We start from the raw sequence: 5945 nt of genomic DNA on the forward strand, positions 1-5945 counted from the left end.
TTATCAGGGTGGTCCCCGATGCGCCGGTCCCGCCCGGAGGGCAGGATGGGGGGGCGAACACCCTCAAGGGGGATCACACGGCTGGGGAGAACATGGCGAGCACCGGAGTCATCGACGACTACGTGACCCGGCTCAGCCGCACTCTCAAAGGCCCCAGGGGTCCGAAGCTCGACATGGTCACCGAGGCGCGCGACAGCCTGCTCGACACCGCCGAGGCGCTGGAGGGCGACGGGCTGGACCGGGCCGAGGCCGAGCGCGTCGCCGTCGAGGAGTTCGGTCCGATCAGCGAGATCGCGCCGGGCTACCAGGAGGAACTGTCCATCTCGGCGGGCCGCAGGCTGGCCGCCCTGCTCTTCCTCAGCATGCCGCTCACCACGCTCATGTGGTCCGTGATCTGGCGGATCTTCCCGGCCGACGTTGCCGACTACGCCGCCAGGCCGGGCTGGTTCGTGCCGGTCGCCCGCGGGCTGGACATCCTGCAGATGCTGACCGGGGTGCTCGGCGCGCTCGCGCTGGTCGCGCTGGGGCGCGGGCTGCGCCGGATCCGGCGCCCCAGGATCATCACCCGGTCGCTGGCCGTGTTCGTCTGGCTCATGTTGCCGGTCACGCTGGCCCTGGGCGCGGCGCTGACGTACGGCTCGCACGGCCCCACCGGTTTCTCCGACTACCCGCCGGGCATCGGCGTAGGGCTGGTGAGCTACACGTTCATGCTGCTGCAGCTGTACTGCGCGGCCCGCTGCGTGAGCCTCACCCGGCGCCGTCCCGTCACCGTGTGACGCACGGCCTCGCGGCCGCCACATGATGTGCGGCCCCGACGGTCACCGTGTGACGCGCGGCTCCAGCACGCTGCCGATCGCGCCGGCGAACTCCCGCCAGGCGGAGCGCTCCCCCGCCAGGGCCGTACGGCCCGAGGAGGTCAGACGGTAGGTTCGCCGCTTGCGCCCGCCCACCGTGGCCCACTCGCTGGCCAGGTAGCCCGCCTGCTCCAGCCGGCGCAGCGCCGGGTAGACGGTGCCGGTCGGCACGTTCAGCGCGCCTCCGCTGCGCTCCTGCAGCGCCTCGATGATCGCGTAACCGTGCAGGGGGTCGTGTTCCAGCACCGAGAGCAGCAGGGCGTCCATGTGCCCGCGGAGCGCGTCGGTGTTCACGCGGCCTCCCGTGCCGGGCGCGCGGACACCGTCCCGCCGCCCCGTTCGCTTCGCTCACTCACGGTGTCACCCTACCTCTCCTATAGGCACTCTACCTGTAGACGCTCTACATGTAGAGTGTCTACAGGTAGACAGACATAACAATGGAGGTGACACCATGGACGTGCTCGACCTGGCTCGGACGCAGTTCGCGGTGACGGGGAGTCTCCACTTCCTGTTCGTCGTGCTGACCCTGGGCCTGGCCCCCCTCGTCGCGATCATGCACACCCGCCACGCCATGACCGGCAGGCCGGCGCACGAGCGGATGACCCGTTTCTGGGGCCAGATCTATGTGATCAACTATGCGCTCGGCATTGTCACCGGCCTGGTGATGGAGTTCCAGTTCGGCATGAGCTGGAGCGGCCTGTCGCACTACGCGGGAGACGTCTTCGGCGCGCCGCTCGCCATCGAGACGCTCGGCGCCTTCTTCCTGGAGTCCACCTTCCTGGGCCTGTGGATCTTCGGCTGGCACCGGCTGCCCAGGTGGCTCCACCTGGCGTGCATCTGGCTGGTGACGCTGACCGCCTACGTCTCGGCCTTCTGGATCATGGTGGCCAACTCGTTCCTGCAGAACCCCGCGGGAGCCGTGGAGCGGGGCGGCCACCTGGTGCTGACCGACTTCGGCGCACTGGTCACCAACCCCATGCTGACCATGGCGCTCCCCCACGTGCTCGGCGCGGGCCTGTGGACCGGCGGGTTCGTGGTGATGGGGGCCAGCGCCTACCACCTGTTCAGGCGGACCGCCGACCGGGAGTTCTTCACTGGCTCGCTCCGCCTGGGGGTGGTCGCCGCCTTCGTCGGCTCGCTGGTCACGGTCGGCTTCGGCTACGCCCAGTTCGGCCCGGTCTCCCTGTTCCAGCCGGACAAGTTCAACGGCACGCCACTGGCCGGGCTCGGGCTCGGCTTCATGATCCTGATCGGGCAGCTGCTGCAGGCCCTCATCATGTTCGTCCTGCTGCCCACCGTGTACTGGCTGCCGCGCTGGCGCTGGGCGCACCCGATCCTCATGCTCATCACCCCGCTGCCCTTCCTGGCCGCGATCCTCGGCTGGCTGGCCCGCGAGGTCGGCCGCCAGCCGTGGCTGGTCCACGGCAGGCTCACCGTCGCCGACGCCATGTCCCCGGGCCTCACCAAGGGGATGATCACCCTGTCCTTCGTCGGCTTCGTCGGCGTGCTCGGCCTGCTCGCGGTCGTCGACTACCTCCTGATCGCCCGCACCGTCCGGCGTGGACCCGCCGCCGTCACCCTCGGCGCGGACGGACCCGCCGACTCCACCGAACGCGCGCACGCGCTGAGCCTCTAGGGAGAAGCCCGTGGACATCCTCTGGACGGGCGTGTTCGCCCTGCTGCTGGTCGGCTACTTCGCCCTGGAGGGCTCGGGCATCGGCGTGGGCATGCTGCTGCCCGCGCTGGGCAGGACCCAGCCGGACCGCGACCGCGTCGTCGCCGCCATGGCGCCCTTCGTCCTGGCCAACGAGGTCTGGCTGGTGGCCGTGGCGGGCGTGCTGTTCGGCGCCTTCCCCTCGATCGAGGGAGAGGTGCTGTCCGGTCTCTACCCGCTGGTGGTGACCCTGCTCGTCTCGTGGATCCTGCGCGACGCCGGCCTGTGGTTCCGCCGCCGCCTCGACGGCCACGCCTGGCGGGCGGGCTGGGACTGGATGATCTGCCTCGGCTCGTACGGCCTGGCGCTGAGCTGGGGCATGGCGCTGGTCGCGATGGCCGGCGGCCTGTCCGGGCCGCCGATCGGCCTGCCCGGTCTCGGCGGAGGGCTGGTGGTCGCCGCGGCGTTCGCCTTCCACGGCTGGACCTTCCTCTCCTGGCGGCTGCCCGGTCAGGTGACCGGCGCGAGCCGGACCGGCGGGGCGCTGCTGGCCTCGGCGGGCGTCGCCGCCCTGCCCGTCGCCGTGCTGCTCGCCGTACTCGCTCCGTGGCTGCTGGAACACATCGCACCCTCCGCGACGCTGAATGTGTTGAGTGTCATGATTCTGCCGTTCGCGCCGCTCATGCTGGGCGCGCAAGTATGGGTGTGGCGCACGTTCGATCCCCGGCGTGCGGCCGACAGGATCCCGTCGTTCTTCTGAGGCTTTTCAAAGGTTCGCATGCACAAGGATCTCCTACGGCTTGCCCTGAGCGAGCGGGCCGTCCGCCGCCACCTGGCTCTCTGCCTGGCCGCCGCGGTCGTCACCGGACTGCTCGTCCTGGTCCAGGCGGAGCTGCTGGCCGGCGTGCTGTCCGGGAGGTTCGCGGCCTCGGCCCTGGTCTTCCTGGCGCTGGTCGTCGGCGTCCGGGCGGCGCTGAGCCTGGCGCAGGGCGTCGCCGCCGGTCGCACGAGCACCGGCGTGAAGTCGGCGCTCCGCCGCCGGCTGCTGTCGCGGCTCCAGGAGCTGGGCCCGGCCCGGCTGACCTCCCACCGCTCCGGCGAGCTGGTGACGCTGACCGGCCGGGGCCTGGACGCCCTCGACCCCTACCTGTCGGGCTATCTCCCGGCGGCCGCGGTGGCGGGTGTCGTGCCGATCGCCGTGCTCGTCCGGCTGTTCACCGCCGACCTGGCCAGCGCGGTGATCGTGCTGGTCACGCTCCCGCTCATCCCGATCTTCGGCGCGCTGGTCGGCATGCACACCAAGGCCGTCACCGAACGGCAGTGGCAGGCCCTGGCCCGTCTCGGCGGTCACTTCCTGGACGTGGTCCGGGGCCTGCCGACGCTGCGCGCCTTCGGCCGTGCCCGGTTCCAGGCCGGGGTGATCCAGCAGGTCGCCGACGCCCACCGCGACGCGACGATGCGCACGCTGCGGGTGGCCTTCCTGTCGTCGCTGGTGCTGGAGCTGGCCGCCTCGCTGTCACTGGCGCTGGTCGCCGTGCCGGTGGGACTGCGGCTGCTGTCCGGTTCGCTGGATCTGCCGATCGCGCTGCTGGTGCTGCTGCTCGCCCCCGAGGCCTACCTGCCGCTGCGCAACATGGGCAACAAGTTCCACGCGGCGATGGAGGGGGTCGCCGCCGCCGACCAGGCCTTCGCCGTACTGGACGGGCAGGCCGAGCGTCCGGCGCGGGGTGAGCGGGCGTCCGGCGCCGGCACGCGCCGGCGCACGACGCCGGAGATCCGGCTGGAGAACGTCACCGTGCGCTACCCGGACCGCGAGGAGGCCGCGCTGGAGGACGTCTCGCTGGTGATCGCGCCCGGTGAGCGGGTCGCACTGGTCGGCGAGAGCGGCGCGGGCAAGAGCACCCTGCTCCACCTGCTCCTCGGCTTCGTCCCCCCTACGGCCGGCCGGGTCCTGATCGACGGCGTCGAGCTCACCGACCTCGACGCCTGGCGCGGGCGGCTGGCGTTCGTGCCGCAACGGCCCCACCTGTTCGCCACCTCGGTGGCCGACAACATCAGGCTCGGCTCCCCCGGCGCGACGGCCGACCAGGTCCGGACGGCGGCGGAGGCGGCGTACGCCGACGAGTTCGTGGCGGCACTGCCCGAGGGATACGAGACGGTGCTCGGCGAGCGCGGCGCGAACCTGTCGGCCGGGCAGCGGCAGCGGGTCGCGCTCGCCCGCGCGTTCTGCCGGCCGTCGGCGGACGTCCTGCTGCTCGACGAGCCGACCGCGCGGCTCGACGGCCGCAGCGAGGGCGCGGTGGTGACCGCCACCCGCGACCTCGCCGAGGGCCGCACCTCCGTGATCGTGGCCCACCGGCCCGCGATGATCGACCTGGCCGACCGGGTGATCCGGATCGCCGACGGCCGCGTGGTGTCCGACCGTCCGGCCGTCCCGGGGTCCGGCCGGACGTCCCGCCCCGGAGACGACCTGGCCGTCAGCGCCGTTTCGGCGGAGAAGAACGGAGGAGCGCTGTGAACCGGGCAGGTGGGCGGATCGCTCTGGCCGCCGCGGCGGGGGCCGCGGCCGAGCTGGCCGGGCTCGGGCTGATCGGGTCGGCGGCGTGGCTGATCACCAGGGCCGCCGAGCAGCCGCCGCTGGCGGCGCTGAGCGTGGCGATCGTCGGGGTCCGGGCGTTCGCGACGAGCAAGGGCGTCTTCCGGTACGGCGAGCGCCTGGCCGGGCACGACGTCGCGCTGCGGGCGCAGGCGACGACCCGGGAGCGGCTGTACCAGGCGCTCATCCCGGCCGGGCCGCTGAACCACCGGGGGGCCGACCTGCTCAGCCGGATGGTCGACGACACCGACGCGGCCCAGGACCTGCTGGTGCGCTGCCTGCTGCCGGCTGTGGCGGCGCTGGTCACAGCGGTGACCACCGTCGTGATCGCGCTGTTCCTGCTCCCGGCGGCGGCGCTGGTGCTGCTGGCCGGGCTGGCCGTGGCCGGAGTGCTGATCCCGGCCGGCACGGCCGCCGCCGCCCGGCGCTGGTCGGCACGGATCGCCCCCGCGCGGGCCGACCTGGCCGCCCGGGTCGCCGACCTGGTGCACGGCTCCGCCGACCTGGCCGCCTACGGGGCCGGCGACCGGGCGCTCGCGGCCTGCGCCGAAGCCGACGCCCGGCTGGCTGCGCTGGAGCGCCGGCAGGCCCGGGGGAACGCGGTGGCCACGGGGCTGGGGATGCTCGCCCAGGGGCTGACCGTGCTGGCGATCGTCCTGGTCGCGCAGAACTCCGGAGCGGGCTCGGTCGCCACGGCGGTGCTCGCGCTGACCTCGCTGGTGTCGTTCGAGCCGGTGCTGCCGATGGCCGCGGCCGGCGAGCGGCTGACCGGGGTGCTCGCCGCCCTGCGCCGCCTCCGGGAGGTCCGCGCGACCCCGCCCGCCGTGACCGACCCCGCGGC

The 5945-nt window shown here is 73.2% G+C and carries 6 protein-coding genes; 5 read left to right on the forward strand and 1 reads right to left on the reverse strand.

Annotation, left to right across the window (positions count from 1 at the left end):
- The coding region (locus tag CA984_RS42050; RefSeq protein ID WP_341351763.1) for a permease prefix domain 1-containing protein at positions 1 to 776 on the forward strand (776 nt) is incomplete at its 5' end.
- Between the two features lie 42 nt (positions 777 to 818).
- Here CA984_RS42050 and CA984_RS42055 read toward each other — a convergent pair.
- The gene (locus CA984_RS42055) at positions 819 to 1148 is read right to left on the reverse strand and encodes a PadR family transcriptional regulator (RefSeq protein ID WP_031161345.1); all 330 of its coding nucleotides are present in this window, start codon (positions 1146 to 1148) and stop codon (positions 819 to 821) included.
- A 157-nt stretch (positions 1149 to 1305) separates the two neighbouring features.
- Here CA984_RS42055 and CA984_RS42060 point away from each other — a divergent pair, with 157 nt between their 5' ends.
- From CA984_RS42060 to CA984_RS42075, 4 genes are all read left to right on the forward strand, one after another.
- Positions 1306 to 2490: a cytochrome ubiquinol oxidase subunit I gene (locus CA984_RS42060; protein WP_086578907.1), complete on the forward strand. Its 1185-nt coding sequence runs from the start codon at positions 1306 to 1308 to the stop codon at positions 2488 to 2490.
- Between the two features lie 10 nt (positions 2491 to 2500).
- Positions 2501 to 3268 carry a cytochrome d ubiquinol oxidase subunit II gene (locus CA984_RS42065; protein WP_086578908.1) on the forward strand — a complete coding sequence of 256 codons (768 nt, stop codon included), beginning with the start codon at positions 2501 to 2503 and terminating at the stop codon, positions 3266 to 3268.
- Positions 3269 to 3286: 18 nt separating this feature from the next.
- On the forward strand, positions 3287 to 5026 hold the full coding sequence (gene cydD, locus CA984_RS42070) for a thiol reductant ABC exporter subunit CydD (RefSeq protein WP_086578909.1): 1740 nt from the start codon (positions 3287 to 3289) through the stop codon (positions 5024 to 5026).
- On the forward strand, positions 5023 to 5945 hold a 923-nt coding region (locus CA984_RS42075), incomplete at its 3' end, for an ABC transporter transmembrane domain-containing protein (RefSeq protein WP_341351764.1). The genes cydD and CA984_RS42075, both read left to right, overlap by 4 nt.

Source organism: Streptosporangium minutum, assembly GCF_002149035.1.
GTDB classification, from domain to species: domain Bacteria; phylum Actinomycetota; class Actinomycetes; order Streptosporangiales; family Streptosporangiaceae; genus Streptosporangium; species Streptosporangium minutum.

Bases quoted from the DNA above. Each gene is read 5' to 3' on its own strand.
- CA984_RS42060 (WP_086578907.1), top strand. From the start codon at position 1,306: ATGGACGTGCTCGACCTGGCTCGGACGCAGTTCGCGGTGACGGGGAGT.
- cydD (WP_086578909.1), top strand. From the start codon at position 3,287: ATGCACAAGGATCTCCTACGGCTTGCCCTGAGCGAGCGGGCCGTCCGC.